Origin of the sequence: Sphingobium phenoxybenzoativorans (assembly GCF_001757355.1) — a bacterium.
Taxonomy (GTDB): domain Bacteria; phylum Pseudomonadota; class Alphaproteobacteria; order Sphingomonadales; family Sphingomonadaceae; genus Sphingobium; species Sphingobium phenoxybenzoativorans.
Window position 1 is genome coordinate 1 of the sequence record NZ_MINO01000077.1, and the last position, 16,056, is coordinate 16,056.

Genomic DNA, 16,056 nt, shown 5'->3' on the forward strand with positions numbered 1-16,056 from the left:
CAGACATGAAAGTGCTCGCCCATATCCGGGAACAGTACAGCCTGAGCCTTGGCAGCTATGGGCGTCCACGCATGACGATGGAGCTCAAGGAGGCCGGCCTCGATGTCGGTGAGCGCCGGGTAGGTCGGCTGATGCGGATCAACGGGATCAAGCCGGTCCGCACGCGCAAGCACAAGGTTACCACGGACAGCCACCACCGCTTGGGTGTCGCGGCGAACTGGCTGGCAGGCGATTTCGCCGCCGACGCGCCCAACCGTAAATGGGCCGGCGACATCACCTATATCTGGACGTCAGAGGGGTGGCTCTATCTGGCCGTCATTCTCGACCTGCACAGCCGTCGTGTGGTTGGTTGGGCTGTCAGCGACAGGATGAAAAAGGATCTGGCGATCAGGGCACTCGATATGGCGGTGCGCCTTCGCCAGCCACCGGAAGGCTGCATTTTCCATTTCGATCGCGGCAGCCAATATTGCTCCTATGACTATCAGAAGAAACTGCAGGCCTATGGCCTGCGTCCATCAATGAGCGGCAAGGGAAATTGTTACGACAATGCCTCCATCGAGACGTTCTTCAAATCCCTGAAGGCGGAACTCATCTGGCGGCAGAATTGGCCAACAAGGCGACAGGCAGAGGCTGCGATCTTCCAGTACATCAACGGCTTCTACAACACCCGTCGCCGCCATTCATATCTGGGCGGCATCAGTCCGCTCGCGTTCGAAGCCAAGGTGGCATAATGAGATAGGTGGCCGGCACAAAACCAGTACAAGTCTATGCGTTTCTCATCCACGTGCTGGCGATGCACAACGAGTTCCTGGCGCGCGACCACGAGCGTCGCAGCGACGATGAACTCGTCTCGATTGATAGGGAGATCGGCGACATCGAACGGGGCATCCAGGGCAAGGCGCTCGATCCCGAGACCTTGCGCGAGCGATCGACTGCGGTCGAGTTCAAGATCAACACTTTGAAGCGCAATACATTTTGGCTCTATCAGCGCCACCGCTATCTGGACGTATTCCGCTACGACACCGAGGCGAAGGTGTTCAAGAAGCTCGAGGAATTGCGCGGCATCGATCGCCGGACCAATGCTCTGACCAGCGCGCTCAGGACGCTGGAGGACTACGCCACCGACGTCGACCGCCGGCAGGCCGAGGCGCAGCGGAAGTTCCTGGAGGACCGCCAGGCGGGGCTACAGAAGGTTCTCGCCGGCATCGCCTTCCTGTCGACCTTCGGCCTGCTGTTCACGCTCGGCGACTATTTCGACAAGCATCCCTACTGGCGGCCGAACGCATCATGGACCGGCGGCTTCGTCATCGGCACACTCGCCTGGATTCTGACGACGGTGGTCATCGCCATCATCCTCGCGCTGGTCGTGTGGCACTGGAAATCTGTATTTGAAGGTGTGAAAGCGTCTTTCGAGCGGGAATCTCGCGACCGAAATTAGATCTGATTAGTTGAGAAAATAATTATCGATAATGGCGCTAAAACCGAATGGCTCCAAAGGCCAACTTGGTAGGCGTTCGACGGCTCAAAATAACTCCCTATAACCGGCCGTTAGTCGTCGGGCCATTGCGAGGTATCCAACTTATGGCCGAAGACGATGCATCGCGTTACTTCAGCAGTATCGATCAACAGGCCTCACTAATTGACGTCCGTTTTTCGGCGAACCTTGCTATTCGACGGGTGACTTGGGAAAGGCAGCATTGTCCCAAGCCCCGCCGATCACAGCCGACCCTTCTCGGACTCTCAGCTGCAAATTTTCTGTTCCTAGGTGCGGCCCGTCCGCTTTCGATTTTCTCGACGATTGAACATCCTGCTCGACCTGATTTTGGACTTACAACAGTTGCCTCGATGGCTCCGCTAACACGCTGTTCAATGCTATGCGGTACTCGACCAAGGAAGTCGGTCAGTTGCAAATTGGTGGCAGGTAACATATATATGCGTCTAGACACACAAGCGCATAAGGCTAGATATGACTGACCTCGCCCGCTGGAGTATCAAGGTATCACGTGACACTGACATTGCCCTGCGTACACTGCTGGCTAGCCGTGGTGGTCGTAAGGGTGACCTCTCCCGCTTCGTTGAGGAAGCAGTGAACCGCGAGGTTCTGCGTGAGACAGTGCGCGAAGTTCAGGCTCGCAATATGGACGCCGATCCCGCAGAAATTCAGCGGTTGATCGATGATGAACTGGAGGACATGCGCGGCAGCTTCTGGGCCGATCGTCGCCAGTAAGCCATGCGCGCCATTCTTGATACGAACGTGCTGCTGAGCGGACTGCTCGCGCCTGGCGGCATCCCTGCATTGCTGATTGAGGCATGGCTGGACCGCACTTTCACGCTGATCAGCCATGCAATCCAGCTTGAGGAAATCCGCGAAGTCAGCCGGCGCGACAAGATTCGCGCTTTGGTGCGACCGGCTGCGGTCGGTCGGCTGGTCAATCAGATCACTCTCATCGCTGACATGCCGGACAAGCTTCCCGTAGTCGCACGATCACCGGATCCACGCGACGATTTCCTGCTCGCCCTTTGCGAGGCGGGAGCCGCTGACTGGCTGGTCACAGGGGACAAGGCCGACGTCCTCGCGCTCGGCCACCATGGCACGACCCAGATCATCTCTGCTCGATCGTTTGCCAACCAGCTTGGGTTGAGCAAGCGGTGATCTCCTCCAAGAACGACCCATCCGAGACGCTCAGCACTGATTTTGCCGTTCCCAGGTGCTGCCCGTCCGCTTTCCATTCTGGATGCCCAAGACTGGCCGGTTTCGACTTGCTTGTTCCAAGATAGGAAATTCAGGAAGCTGACGATCAGTCGCATCAATGCATCCGTCGGCGACCGCCGCCATAGCCTTAGTGTGCGACATTTCGCTTGGTCGTCCAGACAACTAATCCGCTTTGGCGCATCTTTAGCTACGCCTCCGCAACAAAACTAATACCTTCTGCGCACCAGTCCGGCTAAACCCAGCCCATGACAATAGCCCTGAATGTGACCGACCACGACGACCTCTGTCATGGGTGGTCATGGATATCTCCTGAAGCCAAATTGGCTGATACCCTCAAATATACCCTCAGATCCCCTCAACATCCAAATACGCGGGCAGAAACCGGCGGGCGGCAGATAGGAAAAAACCGCCGTTTCCAGCGGTTTTTTCGATAAGTACGGATGCTCATGGAGAACAAATGGTGCCCAGAAGAGGACTCGCATCGAATAATGATTTCTGTGTTATAACAGCAACATAGACGATGTGGTTTTTGCGAAGGCCCGCAGAAAAGCCCGCATTTCAATGTGGTCTAAAGGTTCGAGTCTTTTCATGGGACTCGAATCTTCAGAAAATGGCTGATTTCCGCCATTTCTGCACCGTGAACAAAAACAGAAAATCTGACCTTTCAGGGACCGAAAGGCCCGCGAAAAATCGTTCATGGATCGTTCCAGCTTGCCCCGCCTGTTCTCTAGCGATCCTTTCCAACCTAGGGTTGGAATGCATAAACCGGCGGCTGTGATCGGCAGGCCTGGCCCAATTACCTACGCCGGGGTGAGAACCCCAGAAAACGATGCGGGGTCCAGGCCTGCCCCTCCGTCAGGAGGAATTTGTCATGTGCGAGCCGGGTCAAAGGAAGATCCAGACTTCCACATGTGAAGCATGACGACCGCCAGCTTCCGGGCCACAGCAACCCTGGCCTTCGACAAGCCGACTTTCTTCCTCAGTGTCAGCCCCCATGTCTGCAATGCGCTTTCTGTCTTTGTCGAGCACAGCAAGACGGTGGCAGCCGAGACCAGGTGGGTCCGCGTGAGCTTGCTACCGAATCTGCTGATCCGGCCAACCCGGGCGAGAACACCCGACTGATGGATTGAGGGGGTCAATCCGAAATAGGGGCCGACATCGCGGTTCCGCTGAAAGCGCGATGGATCACCGATGGCGCTGTAAAAGGACAGGGCCGTGATGGGGCCGACGCCGGGTACGGTCATGAGATTCGAACAGACTGGATGCGCAAGAGCCGTCGCGCGGAGGCGCTTGTCCATTCCTCCGATATGCGAACGCAGGTTTTCCGCGATCGATATAAGCGGCCGGACATCGGCATCGACATCGAGGCCGTCCGCCCGCAGAACTTCCAGCTGATCTTCGATGCCCTTGGCGAGCCCGCCAACACCGCTGTTCGTCTTCAGCTTTCCTCCGTGCAATCGGACGATGGACTGGGTCAAAGCGTCAATCTTCATGCGCTGCTGAATGAGATTCTTGCGGACATTGAGAAGGCTGCGCAGGTTCTGACAGTCGAGCGGCTTCACGAAGACCTCTGCCCCGATTGTACGGCCGACGCGGCCAAGCTCAGCAAGCCCTCTCGCATCATTGGAGTCAGTCTTCTGGCGCCGGATTGCGAGGAACTTGGCCGCACGGCGAACCTCCGCGACATAGACAGGGAAGCCCTGAGCCTGGAGTTCACGCACCATGTGGGTGCCTACGCCCGCTTCAATGGTAATGCGCTGCACCGCTTCGACACCGAAGGGGCGCAGGATATCCTTTATCTGGCCTGCATGCGTTTCCCGTTTTCCTTCGAACAGGATTTCACCGAATTCGTCGATAAGGCACACTGCTGTTTCCGCAACTCCGGTATCCAGACCAACCCAGTACTTCCGACCTGCCAACACTATCCCCCATGAAAACATAGCGTTTTGGCGCGGCGTCATTTAATCTCGCGGCAGGAGCCCTGCAAACTTCCGACGTCCGCAAACCAATGTGAGGGTAGCAATCGGAAATAGATTCGCCGAATGGGATTGCTCCTTTGAATCACGAAACACGTTCTAGGAAATCGTAGGAATGGCCAAGATCGATCCTCGCCGCGCGCTCGATGAGCTCATCAAGGAACGCGGCGAGTCTTATTCGTCGGTCTCGCGTCTGCTGAGCCGGAATGCGGCCTATATCCAACAGTTCATCAAGCGAGGTAGCCCGGCGCGTCTCGACGACAGCGACATCGCGCAGCTGTCGGTTCATTTTGGCGTCCCCGCCGCTGTCTTTGGCGGAGACGAGGTTCCGGAAAGCGCGGGGCTATCGACGATCGCGATCCCGGTTCTTGGCGCCACCGATGCTGACGATAGCCTTGGCCGTGTCCGTCTTGTGGACGAGGCATGGCTGCGCAGTCTCAGTCACAAGCCGACGGGAGTTTCGATCGTCAGGGTCGAAGGAGACGCGATGTATCCGACATTGCGGGATGGCGATGAGGTGCTGATTCAGCGCTATCTCGCCAACGAAAATCCTCGCGACGGACTCTACGTCATCCGAGCCGATACCGGATTGCTGGTGCGAAGGATCGCGCTCGAACCGGCACGAAACCGCATCGCCGTACTGACTGACAATCCAAGCTATCCCAACTGGGATGGCCTCATGAGAAACGCGATACAGATCGTTGGGCGCGTCATCTGGATCGGCATGCAGCTAGCTTGAATCCGCGGCCTCGAGCGTTGCTCCGTCAGAGCGCCAAATGCGCCTGACCGCTCAGTCCTCGGCGCCGGTCGACCATTTGAGGCGCGTCTTCAATCCATTCAGATGAGTCCAAGGCAAGATCCCGCTATGCTGAAGCATGCCGACAATGATGCCTGGCGCGATACCCTGGCTCTCCGCGAAATCGAGCACCGCTCGTTCGCTTCGCGGTCCCGTCGCGACAAACTGCCTCCACGCGCTCGTCGAAACGAGCGTGTTGCAGGCCCACGCATCGGCCTCTTTTTCCTCATCGGTGCCGTCGCGCGACTTATCATCGACGAAAACGCTCTTTTTGCTGTGCAGGAGGATGTGGGCGGCTTCGTGGAAGAAGCTGAACCACAAATGGTCGTCTGATTTGTGGCGTGCGCTGAGCTGGATCACGGGCTTGCGAGGCGAAATCCACCATGCGGCACCACTAAGCGCGGTTTTCGCAAGCGGCGGCACCAAGGCAAGCGCAACACCAGCCTCATTGCACAGCGCGCGCGTGCGCGGAATGGCTTGCTCGACGGGTTCACGCGTCAAGGCACGGATCTGCTTCAACGCCAGCTTGAACTGCGTTTCGCTATAATCTGCACATTCCTGCTGCTCTGCATCGAGTTCGCCGAGACGGAGCCAGGTCGCGAGCGCGACCTCATTGCTTTTGAACGACGGCGAGTGCCGATAGGCAACCTTCGCCAAGCCGTACTGGCTATTCCAAGCGTCGAGCGACCCTACGCCGAAGAACGCCAGCAGCTTTGAGACCGCGTCCACGGGATTGACGGGTTTTACGAAGCAGCGGCGCTTTACCAGGTCATTGATGGGGAATGTCTTTGACCAGGCGATAGCGTCCTTTGCCCGTGCTGCGTCAGCCTCACGCGCTCGATGGAGCTGGTAACCGGACTCGATCGAGAGCCACAGATCGGCGTCAACTCCAAGAACCTTCTCGAACTGGATTGCGGTTTCGGGTTCGAGTGAGGCCTTGCCGGCAATGATCTCGCTGATGAGCTTAGCCGAGCGCCCGCATCGCCGAGCAAACTCGGCTTGCGACATGCCATGAACTTCCAGGCGTTCTTCGAGGATCCAGCCGGGTGGTACGGCATAGTCCGGTCGGAATTGGTTGGCTGCGGTCGCCATCGTTGCATTCTCCATCAGTGATAATCGACCACTTCGACGATCGTTATCGCTGTCACCTTGGTTAAATCGATTCCCCCGTCTTCGTTGCGAGGGATTGGATCATGGCTGACTTCAAAGATCAGGCGCTTGGGATGAACCAAATCGACTGCATACTGCTCATCCCGGTCCTCGGTCAGCTGGTGCCTTCGTTCGGGAGGCGTAACGGGCACCAGGCTCAGGTCGCGCGCAGCCCGAAGCACCGTCATGCGCTTCATTATCGCCTTGGCCATGGGTGCCCCATAAGCTCTGAGCAATTCTGCCTGCGCATTGAAGGTCTTTTCGAGCTTGCGCTTTCGAAAATCGATGTCCAAGAGATTGGCTCATTTTCGTTACCTAATAGGTAACGCCTTAACGGAAGCTTGCTGATTGCGCAAGGGAGGGTGCGGTCGAGTTATTGCTGACTTGGCGTCAACCCGAGACAGGCAACCTTGCCGCCATGATCACGTCTGTTCGCTTTTCCATCTTAAGGCGTGAATAGGCCTGCCGGCTCCGCATAGCTTTTGATCGTGCGCTCGGGCCGCTCATGCCAGCCGATGTTGAACGCCCAGTAGGTCGGAAAGAAGTAGAGCGTCGAATAGGGCAGGTTCTCGTGCACCCAGCGCGCAAGGATTCGCCAATCGCCAGGCTCCTGATGTTTCGCCCAGAAACTCGGCACCACGACGCAGGCCATCGCTCCCATGTGGCCCTTGGCGTCAAGACGATCCCAGATGTGTCCAGCGTAGTTGCTCTCGTTGGACGCACAGGTGTAGCCGGCCTTCTTCTTGCGCTGCATCTCGTTGCAGAAGCCGTTCACCTCGCACGAGCGGTAGGCCGAGCGGATGGCGATCCGCCCCCAGTGATCCTGCAGTGGTTCGAGCAATTCCTCGCACAGCCGCTTGCCGGCCTCGATGGCCAGTTCGGGGTCATCGGGCGCGTTGTTGAGCCCGTGGATCATGGCAACTTCCGAATAGAGCATGTCGCGCATGAAGAAGGATTTCGACAGCTGTACCCGGCCCAATTCCGTGAGCGAAGGAACGGTGCGTGCCGTTCCGAGCCGCTTGACCGCTCCCCCGTTCGACTCCGCTACCCATCCGATCCGCAGTGCAACGCCGTCGCAGACTTTTGCCGGACTGATTGCGCCGACTGGCGCGTCTGGAAAACCCATGGCCTCGGCAAAGGTCCGGTAGTCGTCAAACCAAGAGCGTTTGGGGCAAAAGCTCTGAACGATCATCGCTGCATCACGCGCGCAATAGCGTTGGGCTTCGATGACTGCGGAGGCTGTGCGGTGAATGAGTTGGTATCGGATTGTCCCGACCGTCGCCGGATCGAGATCGAGAATTCGGCATAACCGCTCCAGGCGGGCTGGGCGTGCGGTCGCATCCCCTTTTGCCTCTGAAAGCCACTCCTGGACTGTTGGGCCGAACGTCTCGTCCACCTTCGCCTCAACGGCCAGAACGCCAAGACGCCCATCAAGGCGAAGGATTGCCATGAGATCGGTCTGGCTCGGTCGCTGACCATCACCAAGGTCGACCGGGCGCTCAAAAAACGCATCGACCAATGTGGCTCCCTTGAACGCGGGGTCATGATCGAGAGCCGATTTCACTGAAGGCGGAAGCCCGTTCGCAGAAAACCAGAGATCGGCCACCGATTTGGCAGAACGACCTGGCTGCCAATGCGTTGGCGATCCGAGGTGATGGATCACGTCTTCGGGTCGCAATACTGGGACATGCAGGCGGCGGATGGTCGATTCACTTTGCATGGCGCCGAGCTTCTTTTCTTCCAGCATCATGTCAACAGGATACAATAGGCCCCACGGTTATACGACGAGCTCGCTTTGAAGCGTTAAGAGAACCAAAAGGCCAGCGTGCCACATAGAAAGTCGCACGATATCGGAATTGAAGATATCCTCGGTGCAGAGGACCACAGACGCGACAAGGGGCCATGACACGATCTCTGCACGCCGATTTGGCGCAGCGATATTTCCTTGAGGACCTCCCCGGCGCCACTCAAGTGGGTGCCCGGTTGTACGGCATTCTCTTGAAGATTGATGCAGGTGAGCAGGTGACCGTGTTACAGCGGCAGTTTCTCGTCACGACTGGTCTGCGTGCGCTCGATGCCTTGGCGGAAGGCCAGGCAACGCTGGAGGAGTTTCAAGCCGCGGCCCAGCGAGAGCAGGCAGCGCGCATTGAAGAGGCTTCGGTCAAGGCCCTGAAGGATGCGGCAGAATTGGCAGAACGCACTGAGGCCAGGGCGGCTGCCGTCAAGGCGACCTTTGCCGCCATGGCGAACAATCCGGCACTCCGTCGAAAGCGAGAAGCCAAAGAGCTGCGACAGCGCTTCGGCGTGGGATATATCGAAAGCGAAGATTATCGGCGTGTGATGGCGCTTCTTAGGCAAGTCGCCAACGGGCAACGCCTCAATGTCGAGGACCTCGCGTGGCTAAAGACTGAGGCCGATTACTGCTGGACCGACGAGCTGCAGAGAGCCTGGCATGGATTGGAAGCCGCAGCCCTGACCAAAGCGTGGGAAAGCAGCGGTGACCCCTGGAATGTCGTGAATGCGAGCGGGCATTGGCGTAAGGCTGGTGAACCGGAGCGAGCTTTGCGTCTGACCGAGGCGGCCTTGGCAAAGGTCGGGGCAAATCGCAAACTCAGATCGGCCTTGGCGACAACGCGCGGCGGAGCAATGCGTGACCTACGCCGCTTTGACGAGGCGAAGGCACTGGCAAGCGAAGCGCATGAACTGACCTCAAGTGATTACAGGCCATGCACGTTGTTGGGCGCTGTTCATATCGAGTTTGGGGACCTCCCAACAGGGCACGAATGGTATGCAAAGGCCGAGAGCCTGGGAGCGCCGCGCCAAGCGATCGACCATGAATTGCGAGGGTTGCTGATGCGCTCTCCCTTGCAGGAACAGCAGCGCATTCGTGAATTTCTTCTTCGCCAGGATCCCGAACGCTTTGCTTGGCTCCGGAGTTGGCCCGGCAAAGGTCCATCCGCCACCCATTCGAAATCCGCGCAAACGCTGAACAGTGAGGATCACACCGCATTAGCCGAGGCAGGTAGGCATGATCATCGTTCCCGATGATCCAGGCCCTGCAGGTCCCGACGAGGTATTGAAGGCGGCTGTCCAAAAAGTATTCGACGGCGACGGCTTCCTGGCAAGCGTCTGGCATCCCTATCGTGAGGCTTGGGTCGAACGCGTCCCCTTCCGCTTTGCGTTCATCGACGCGCCCGAAATGGAGCAACCGTTCGGTCCGGAAGCCAGAGACTTTTTGGCAGGTCTCATCGCGAGCAAGGAGCTTCGCCTTGACCCGGTCGGCAAAGAGTCGACTGACTACATGCCCATCGACCCGTACAAGCGGGTTTTGTGTATGGCGTTCCTGACCGAGCAAATGGACGTCGGCACGGTCGACTATTATCACGAAGGCAAGCGGGGCGGCGGTTCAGTCAGGCGAGCGCGCCCTGTCACGCGCAATATCGAGCTCGAGATGATCGTGAACGGGTGGGCTTGGGTGACCGAGCAATATTCGTTTGATCGCGAAGCAGAATACTTCGAGGCGCAAGATGATGCCCGGCGGGATCGGCGGGGCCTATGGGCGATGGACAATCCGGAGCCGCCCTGGACCTTCAAGCGCCGTCAGAAACGTCGGAGCAAGGCATCGGAGGGACAGGGTCGACTGATCTAACTCGAGATCGCCGAATTTTCTGCGCTCATCCTAATCTGGCGGAGATCCAGAGCTGAATGTCGTCTTCTGCCCACGCGACGGCATATCCCCCAAGCTGAACCGGTTTCGGGAACTTCCCTTCGGACATCCACCGGTAGATCGTCGACCGACCGAGGCCGACGCGATGCTGAACTTCCTTGAACCGGATCAAGCGGGTGATCCTGCGTTGCTCGGGTGCCGGCGCCGGTTCTGTTTCAGCCATTGCGCCCTCCAAAGCTCGCGCTGCCTTCACCCAGCAACGCATCCTTGCGTTCGAGCTCGTCGATGTGATCAGCCAGAAGCCGCGCGACGCGGTGCGCCGTTCCCTTGGCCCAACGGGGCTTCACGTCATGTACCTGGTTTCCAAGAACCCGCTCAAGGGCGGAGGGAAGTTCGCCGACCAGTTCCTCGAAGAATAGGGCAATGTCGGTCTGAAGCCAGCGGGTTGCCTGATCGCCACCGGCTCCCAAGAACAGCAGCAGGTGAGCATGCGGCGCCATGCCTGCTGAAGCGAGGATGCGCAGCGTTTCGCCAAGGCTCGGGCTTCTCTCGCCGCACAGCGTCCGACGCAGTGCATCCTTATGAAGGTCTGCCTCACGCGCAATTTCGCAGCGATTGCGGCCACTCAGTTCGACTGCGGTGTGCAGAAGGTGCGCGAGGTCGCGCCGGGTCTGGCATTCACCAAGTACGCCCATGTCGATCACGGTTGTTTCTCCTCTGGCTAGCATGATCGACTCACCGGCTATCGGAAGAGGACGGGTGTAGGAAAATGAAAAGAACATAAAAGGAACAAAGAGGAAGGCGCGAATCAGACATCTCCTGCGATTCGCGCAGAAATCGGCCGATTTGGCGCGAATTCCGACCTCATTGGCGCGATCTTCGGCTTGATTGGCGCTCAAGGAGATCGAGGCAGCGCGATTGCCGGCTCGCGTACCTCTTGATGTCGCTTTTTGCTTGGTCGGCAGGCCCCAAACAACGGTCGCGATTTCCTACAGGGGCATCGAGGGATCACGAAGAACAGACAGCGAACGGGCCGAACCGCTTGCTGCTCCTTCAACCCTCGAAAGGCCCTGCCTCATGAATACCCCTCTCCAGTTTGCCCGGCGCACCCAGCTCAAGGACTACATCCTGCCCGCACTGGTTGCCCTCGCCGGTGCCGGCGCGGCCTATGCCGGCGCCGACACCACCTTCGATCCCGCGCTCGTCAAGTTCACCGATTTTCTCGAGGGCTCGGGCGGCAAGATCATCACCGTGCTCAGCCTCGCGGGCGGCCTCATCGGCCTCGCTTCTGGTCGCTTCACGCTCGGCCAGATCGCCGTGCCGGTGGGCGTCGGCATCGGTGTCGGCACCGGTGTGCCGATCGTCACCTCGGTCGTGACCGCGGTCATCTGAACAGCGGATCCGGTCACGGCGGGAGGGCGGCAACATGGCCGACAAGTACCTCGTTCCCCAACGGCTCGACGACCCGGAGCTTATCGGCTTCTGGACCATCGACGAGTTCGCGGGGCTGTTGATCCCCTTTGCCTGGGGGATCCTGGCGCAGCACATCTTCATCGGGATCGCACTCGCCTTTGCGGCCTGGTTCGTCTTGCGGAAGGCGAAATCCGGAAACGCGGGCTCGGCGCTGGTGCATGCTGCCTACTGGTACATGCCCGGGGGGTTCCTCGGGCTGAAGGCCACGCCGCCCTCCCATTGCCGCCTCCTGGCCGGCTGAGGGAGACGAGCGATGCGCGCAGAATTCGCATACGAAGAGGCCCAGAAATACCTGCGCCAGCGCAACTGGCTGGCTCTCGTCGCCGGAGGCCTCGCTGTCACCACGCTGTTCGGCGTGGGCGCGGCGGCGACCCGGGACCGGGAAGTCGTGCTGGTCCCGGTGACCAGCGAACGGCTCTCGCTCTCGAGCGCCGGACCGGATGCGCATTACCTCGAGCTCGTCACCCGCGACACCGCGCTGATGCTGCTCAACCGCAGCCCACAAGGCCTCGACTACTGGATGGCCGAGATCCTGAAGCTCGCCGATCCGGCTGCCCACGGCCGCCTCAAGGCCGAGCTCGTCAAGATCGTCGACGAGCAGCGCGGCTCGGACATCTCCCAGGCCTTCGTCATCCGCAAGATGGAGGTCGACCCGGCCGCCCTCACTTCGACCGTCACCGGCACGCTTAAGACCTTCGTCGGCGCGCAGGTGATCGCCAGCAACGATCGCAGCTTCCGGTTCCGCTGGAGCCGGCACGGCCTCGCCCTCGGGCTCGTCGGCTTCGAGCAGCTGCAAGACCAAAGCCAGAAGGACTGAAGACGGCCATGAGCTATCTTACCCCAACGACCGCACTTGGTGCCGGTCTCGCCTGTTTCGGACTAGGCGTCACACGCCGTGTCGACACCGGTTTCAAGGCGCTTGGCGTCGCCCTGTGCGCCCTCGCGTTCAGCGCGTCCCCGGCCTTCGCCGACCAGTTCGTCGAAGCGGCTGACAACGCCAAGATCGACTGCGTGCTCTCGCGCGGCGAGCTGACCCGCATTGCGCTCATCGACGATGGCTTTGCCAACGTCTCGAAGATCGCCAGCGCCTATCCCTACAACGATTTCACCGTGACTCACGAGCCGGTCCGCGGCGACATCTACATTTCGGTGCCGCCGCAGTTTGCCGCCGACCGGGTCAGCTTCTTTGCCACGAGCAAGGCAGGCTACGTCTACAAGTTCGCGTGCCGGACGGCCGCCCAGGAGGCGAGCCAGATCTTCGTCACCAACCCGGCGCTGAAGAACCACGAGGCCGAAGACTGGGAACAGGCGGCGGGTCCCGATGAGGCGGCGATCCACCTGATCGAAGCTATGGCCGGGGACGCGGTTCTTCCCGGCTTCTCCGCTCGCGCCGAACTGGGGCTCCCCCGCAAGACTGGCGGGATCGAGGTCCAGCTGGTCGCGGAATATTCCGGCGCCGAGCTCGTCGGGCAGCGCCTTGTCCTGCGCAACCTCGGCAAGGAGCCGCTCGACCTCGCCTCCGATCGTGAGGGTCCGGCCGGAACAATCGCCTTTGCCTATGGCCGCGATGCGCTGCGTCCGGGTGAGACAACCAGCGCCTTCCTTGTCTTTCGCAAGGGAGGGCTCGAGTAATGGCACACGAAACCGAACGGTCGGGCGGAGAACCCACCGCCGACAACGGCCAGGTGGCCGCCACTCCGGAAAGCCGGCGTGAAGTCGGACGCCGTAACCTCAATCGCCAGATCGCTCAGCGCCAAAAGGCTCTGCTGATTGGTGTCGGCGCTCTTGCTCTCGTCGGCGGCGCGACGTTCCTGTTCAGTGGTGACAACGGCAAAGGCACCGGTGCTTCCGGTGAGGCGGTAACGATCGACACCGGCGGGCTCGTCAACCGCAACCTGTCCGAACGCGAGTTCGTCGCGACCTACGGCAACCGGGCTGATGCCCAGGACCGGGAGATCAAGGCGCTCAAGGAAGGCCAGGTGTCGCGCCCCGAGCTCGAGCAGCAGCTTGCCGCGCTCAAGACCGAAAATGCGCAGATGCGCACCGACGGTCAGCACGCGATCGATGCGATCTCGGCAGAGAACGCGGCCTTGAAGGCGCAGCTCGACCAGGCCTCGCGCGCACCGGCTGCACCGATCCTGCCGCCGCCTGCCTATGGTCCTGGTGTTACTCCGGGTGCTGGCACCCCGGTGCCTGGGGCAAACCGGCAAGGTGCCGACGGCCCGGCAACCGACGCCAAGGTCAGCCTGATGAGCTTCGAGACTGGCGCCGCCGGACCCAAGAAGCCGGGAGGCGACAGCGCGGCCCCGCAGCTCTTGCTGCAGGACAGCCCCGATTACCTGCCGCCCAACAGCTATGCGCCGGCACGGGTCATTGTCGGTGTCGATGCCTCGACCGGCGTTGCCAGCCAGACCGATCCGCTGCCGGTGGTGCTGCGGATCACCGGCCCGGCACGCTCGGTCATACGGCGCGGCAAGGTTCTGACGACCGACATCACCGGCTGCCTCGTCAACGGCGCTGCCCGCGGCGATCTCAGCAGCGAGAAAGTCTATGTGAAGCTGGCGCGCATGACCTGTGCGCAGCCGGGCGGCCGCTATGCGGTGAGCGAGGTCAAAGGCTTCATCAGCTTTGCCGGCAAGTCGGGTGTGCGTGGCCGTGTCGTCAGCCGCGAGGGCAGCCTTGTTGGCCAGGCCCTCCTTGCCGGGATCGTCGGCGGCTTTGGCCGGGGTTTTTCCGCCAATGCCAATGGCATCTTCACTGGCCAGATCGGGGCCGACGGCAAGCGTCAGGCACTTTCGCCGACTGACATTGTTACAGGCGGCATCGGCCAGGGCGCCGGCGAAGCCGCCGACACGGTGAGCAAGTACCTCATCGAACGCGCCGAACAATACCAACCCGTCGTCGAGATGCCGACCGGCATCGAGGTCGAGATCGTCTTCCTCGACGGCGTTCACGTCAGGAGCAACACGAAATGAATTACACGGATTTCCGGCCGGGCTTGAAAGCCCGCGCCGCGACGGCAGCGCTTGCCGTCACCACGGCCTTCGCCGTTGTCAGCCTCGGTCTCGCCGCAGTGACGTCCGCGCCGGCTCAGGCGAGCGACACGTCAAGCGCCGTGCGCGCCGCGCTCAAGGCGCGCCTTCCAAAGACACCGATCGACGCGCTCACCTGCGAGGGCTTCGGCGGACTGTGCGAAGTCGTGTCGGGGAGCACGCTCTTCTACGTCGATGAGAGTGCCCGCTACCTCCTGGTCGGCCGCCTCTACGACATGGAAACGCGCCGCGATGTAACGGCAGCGCGCCTGCTCGAGCTCAACCCTGACCTCATCGCCGCCGGCGCGGCTCGGGCGGGCGGCGAGAGCAAGGCGCAGGCCGAAGAACCGGCGAACGCGGCCCCGACCAAGGTCGATCTCGCCAAATTGCCCGCCGATGGCGCAGTGCGTTGGGGCAATCCGGCAGGTCCCAAAGTCGTGGTCTTTTCGGATTTCCACTGCGGCTACTGCCAGCGCCTGACCGGCGAACTCGCCAAGGCGGGGGTCCAGGTCGAAGAACGGCCGATCTCGATCTTCGGCGCCAAGAGCCGGGCGCTGTCCGAGGCCGTCCTCTGCGCGTCCGATCCGGCCGCCGCACTTCACGCCGCCTATGCCGGAGAGGCGCCACAAGCGCGGCCTGGCTGCAAGCCCAAGGGCCTCGATGCGAACGAGGCTTTCGCCAAGGCGAATGGCTTCAACGGTACCCCGGTGCTGGTGCGGGCGAGCGATGGCGCGGTTCTGCAGGGCTATCGCCCGGCCAGCGAGATCCGCCGCTTCCTTGGCCTTACCCCCAACAAGGGAGGCCAGTGATGCGCAGGCCCAACAGACTTTCTCTCTCGCCCCTGCAATTTGCGGCGCTCGCTGCCCTCGCAGTCGCGACCAGCGGCTGCGCGGTGCTCGGCGGCAACGTCAAGGGGAGCTTCTCGTGCCGCGCGCCGGAAGGCAATTGCGCGCCGACCTCGGTGATCGATGAAGCAGCCACCCAGACTTCCGGCAAAGCGCCCGAAGCGATGAGGCCGCCCTCGGCACGCATCCTGCCGCAGATATCCGAGGGACGGCTGCGCGTCGTTCTGGCGGCCTATCGCGACGACAATGGGCGCAACCATGAGGCGCGGGTCGTCGAGGTGCCGCTGCCGACGAGCGCAGCCAGCCAGTTTCAGGATCCGGCGAGCCGCCGCGAAGTCGCTCGGGCACTCGCCCGCGCGGTGAGTGCGGCGCGCCAACCCGAGAGTGCGGCGGAGCCGCTACGCC

The 16,056-nt window shown here is 60.8% G+C and carries 19 protein-coding genes and 1 pseudogene; 14 read left to right on the forward strand and 6 right to left on the reverse strand.

What is annotated here, in order from left to right; all coding sequences use genetic code 11:
* The 4 genes from BHQ40_RS21085 to BHQ40_RS21095 all read left to right on the forward strand — a co-directional run.
* A partial coding sequence (locus BHQ40_RS21085; protein ID WP_083277080.1) for an IS3 family transposase occupies positions 1–731 on the forward strand: 731 nt, incomplete at its 5' end.
* An 8-nt stretch (positions 732–739) separates the two neighbouring features.
* Positions 740–1,438 (forward strand): hypothetical protein, encoded by a 699-nt coding sequence (locus BHQ40_RS21090; RefSeq protein WP_139139398.1) that lies wholly within the window; start codon positions 740–742, stop codon positions 1,436–1,438.
* A 528-nt stretch (positions 1,439–1,966) separates the two neighbouring features.
* Complete coding sequence (locus BHQ40_RS25375) at positions 1,967–2,227, forward strand: ribbon-helix-helix domain-containing protein (protein ID WP_083277081.1); 261 nt, start codon at positions 1,967–1,969, stop codon at positions 2,225–2,227.
* A 3-nt stretch (positions 2,228–2,230) separates the two neighbouring features.
* Positions 2,231–2,653, forward strand: a complete 423-nt coding sequence (locus BHQ40_RS21095) for a putative toxin-antitoxin system toxin component, PIN family (protein ID WP_070157776.1) — start codon at positions 2,231–2,233, stop codon at positions 2,651–2,653.
* A 929-nt stretch (positions 2,654–3,582) separates the two neighbouring features.
* On the opposite strand, the gene BHQ40_RS21100 is transcribed toward BHQ40_RS21095, so the two are convergent.
* Positions 3,583–4,632 carry an IS110 family RNA-guided transposase gene (locus tag BHQ40_RS21100; RefSeq protein WP_171905917.1) on the reverse strand — a complete coding sequence of 350 codons (1,050 nt, stop codon included), beginning with the start codon at positions 4,630–4,632 and terminating at the stop codon, positions 3,583–3,585.
* Positions 4,633–4,804: 172 nt separating this feature from the next.
* Here BHQ40_RS21100 and BHQ40_RS21105 point away from each other — a divergent pair, with 172 nt between their 5' ends.
* Entirely contained in the window at positions 4,805–5,428 is a 624-nt protein-coding gene (locus BHQ40_RS21105) for a S24 family peptidase (protein WP_070157777.1), read from the forward strand.
* A gap of 51 nt (positions 5,429–5,479) precedes the next feature.
* Here the strand turns inward: BHQ40_RS21105 and BHQ40_RS21110 are convergent, their stop codons facing one another.
* The 3 genes from BHQ40_RS21110 to BHQ40_RS21120 form a co-directional block, all read right to left on the reverse strand.
* Positions 5,480–6,577 (reverse strand): HigA family addiction module antitoxin, encoded by a 1,098-nt coding sequence (locus tag BHQ40_RS21110; RefSeq protein WP_168853150.1) that lies wholly within the window; start codon positions 6,575–6,577, stop codon positions 5,480–5,482.
* A gap of 14 nt (positions 6,578–6,591) precedes the next feature.
* Entirely contained in the window at positions 6,592–6,927 is a 336-nt protein-coding gene (locus BHQ40_RS21115) for a type II toxin-antitoxin system RelE/ParE family toxin (protein WP_070157779.1), read from the reverse strand.
* Between the two features lie 152 nt (positions 6,928–7,079).
* Complete coding sequence (locus BHQ40_RS21120) at positions 7,080–8,384, reverse strand: DUF6946 family protein (protein ID WP_070157780.1); 1,305 nt, start codon at positions 8,382–8,384, stop codon at positions 7,080–7,082.
* 152 nt (positions 8,385–8,536) lie between these two features.
* Between BHQ40_RS21120 and BHQ40_RS21125 the strand changes: the two genes are divergently transcribed.
* Positions 8,537–9,682 (forward strand): hypothetical protein, encoded by a 1,146-nt coding sequence (locus BHQ40_RS21125; protein ID WP_070157781.1) that lies wholly within the window; start codon positions 8,537–8,539, stop codon positions 9,680–9,682.
* Positions 9,663–10,283, forward strand: a complete 621-nt coding sequence (locus BHQ40_RS21130) for a thermonuclease family protein (RefSeq protein WP_070157782.1) — start codon at positions 9,663–9,665, stop codon at positions 10,281–10,283. Before BHQ40_RS21125 ends, BHQ40_RS21130 begins: the two co-directional genes overlap by 20 nt.
* Positions 10,284–10,308: 25 nt before the next feature.
* Here BHQ40_RS21130 and BHQ40_RS21135 read toward each other — a convergent pair whose 3' ends face one another.
* Together BHQ40_RS21135 and BHQ40_RS21140 are read right to left on the reverse strand one after the other, a co-directional pair.
* Positions 10,309–10,524: a helix-turn-helix transcriptional regulator gene (locus tag BHQ40_RS21135; protein WP_070157783.1), complete on the reverse strand. Its 216-nt coding sequence runs from the start codon at positions 10,522–10,524 to the stop codon at positions 10,309–10,311.
* Positions 10,517–11,200: a hypothetical protein gene (locus BHQ40_RS21140; protein WP_253183432.1), complete on the reverse strand. Its 684-nt coding sequence runs from the start codon at positions 11,198–11,200 to the stop codon at positions 10,517–10,519. Before BHQ40_RS21140 ends, BHQ40_RS21135 begins: the two co-directional genes overlap by 8 nt.
* Before the next feature lie 178 nt (positions 11,201–11,378).
* On the opposite strand from BHQ40_RS21140, the gene BHQ40_RS21145 reads away from it, so the two are divergent.
* From BHQ40_RS21145 to BHQ40_RS21175, 7 genes and pseudogenes are all read left to right on the forward strand, one after another.
* A complete protein-coding gene (locus tag BHQ40_RS21145) occupies positions 11,379–11,693 on the forward strand; it encodes a hypothetical protein (RefSeq protein ID WP_070157785.1) in 315 nt (104 codons plus the stop codon).
* A gap of 34 nt (positions 11,694–11,727) precedes the next feature.
* A complete protein-coding gene (gene traL / locus BHQ40_RS21150; RefSeq protein WP_070157786.1) occupies positions 11,728–12,015 on the forward strand; it encodes a type IV conjugative transfer system protein TraL in 288 nt (95 codons plus the stop codon).
* A gap of 12 nt (positions 12,016–12,027) precedes the next feature.
* On the forward strand, positions 12,028–12,591 hold the full coding sequence (locus tag BHQ40_RS21155) for a type IV conjugative transfer system protein TraE (RefSeq protein ID WP_030538243.1): 564 nt from the start codon (positions 12,028–12,030) through the stop codon (positions 12,589–12,591).
* Positions 12,592–12,599: 8 nt separating this feature from the next.
* A complete protein-coding gene (locus tag BHQ40_RS21160; protein ID WP_070157787.1) occupies positions 12,600–13,406 on the forward strand; it encodes a type-F conjugative transfer system secretin TraK in 807 nt (268 codons plus the stop codon).
* On the forward strand, positions 13,406–14,749 hold the full coding sequence (locus BHQ40_RS21165; RefSeq protein WP_070157788.1) for a TraB/VirB10 family protein: 1,344 nt from the start codon (positions 13,406–13,408) through the stop codon (positions 14,747–14,749). Before BHQ40_RS21160 ends, BHQ40_RS21165 begins: the two co-directional genes overlap by 1 nt.
* Positions 14,746–15,615 (forward strand): DsbC family protein, encoded by an 870-nt coding sequence (locus tag BHQ40_RS21170; protein WP_070157789.1) that lies wholly within the window; start codon positions 14,746–14,748, stop codon positions 15,613–15,615. Before BHQ40_RS21165 ends, BHQ40_RS21170 begins: the two co-directional genes overlap by 4 nt.
* Positions 15,615–16,056: pseudogene (locus BHQ40_RS21175) on the forward strand (hypothetical protein); the annotation flags it as partial. The gene BHQ40_RS21170 and the pseudogene BHQ40_RS21175, both read left to right, overlap by 1 nt.

Bases quoted from the DNA above. Each gene is read 5' to 3' on its own strand.
- BHQ40_RS25375 (WP_083277081.1), top strand. From the start codon at position 1,967: ATGACTGACCTCGCCCGCTGGAGTATCAAGGTATCACGTGACACTGAC.
- BHQ40_RS21095 (WP_070157776.1), top strand. From the start codon at position 2,231: ATGCGCGCCATTCTTGATACGAACGTGCTGCTGAGCGGACTGCTCGCG.
- BHQ40_RS21105 (WP_070157777.1), top strand. From the start codon at position 4,805: ATGGCCAAGATCGATCCTCGCCGCGCGCTCGATGAGCTCATCAAGGAA.
- BHQ40_RS21110 (WP_168853150.1), bottom strand. From the start codon at position 6,577: ATGGCGACCGCAGCCAACCAATTCCGACCGGACTATGCCGTACCACCC.
- BHQ40_RS21120 (WP_070157780.1), bottom strand. From the start codon at position 8,384: ATGATGCTGGAAGAAAAGAAGCTCGGCGCCATGCAAAGTGAATCGACC.
- BHQ40_RS21125 (WP_070157781.1), top strand. From the start codon at position 8,537: ATGACACGATCTCTGCACGCCGATTTGGCGCAGCGATATTTCCTTGAG.
- BHQ40_RS21130 (WP_070157782.1), top strand. From the start codon at position 9,663: ATGATCATCGTTCCCGATGATCCAGGCCCTGCAGGTCCCGACGAGGTA.
- BHQ40_RS21135 (WP_070157783.1), bottom strand. From the start codon at position 10,524: ATGGCTGAAACAGAACCGGCGCCGGCACCCGAGCAACGCAGGATCACC.
- BHQ40_RS21145 (WP_070157785.1), top strand. From the start codon at position 11,379: ATGAATACCCCTCTCCAGTTTGCCCGGCGCACCCAGCTCAAGGACTAC.
- traL (WP_070157786.1), top strand. From the start codon at position 11,728: ATGGCCGACAAGTACCTCGTTCCCCAACGGCTCGACGACCCGGAGCTT.
- BHQ40_RS21155 (WP_030538243.1), top strand. From the start codon at position 12,028: ATGCGCGCAGAATTCGCATACGAAGAGGCCCAGAAATACCTGCGCCAG.
- BHQ40_RS21160 (WP_070157787.1), top strand. From the start codon at position 12,600: ATGAGCTATCTTACCCCAACGACCGCACTTGGTGCCGGTCTCGCCTGT.
- BHQ40_RS21165 (WP_070157788.1), top strand. From the start codon at position 13,406: ATGGCACACGAAACCGAACGGTCGGGCGGAGAACCCACCGCCGACAAC.
- BHQ40_RS21170 (WP_070157789.1), top strand. From the start codon at position 14,746: ATGAATTACACGGATTTCCGGCCGGGCTTGAAAGCCCGCGCCGCGACG.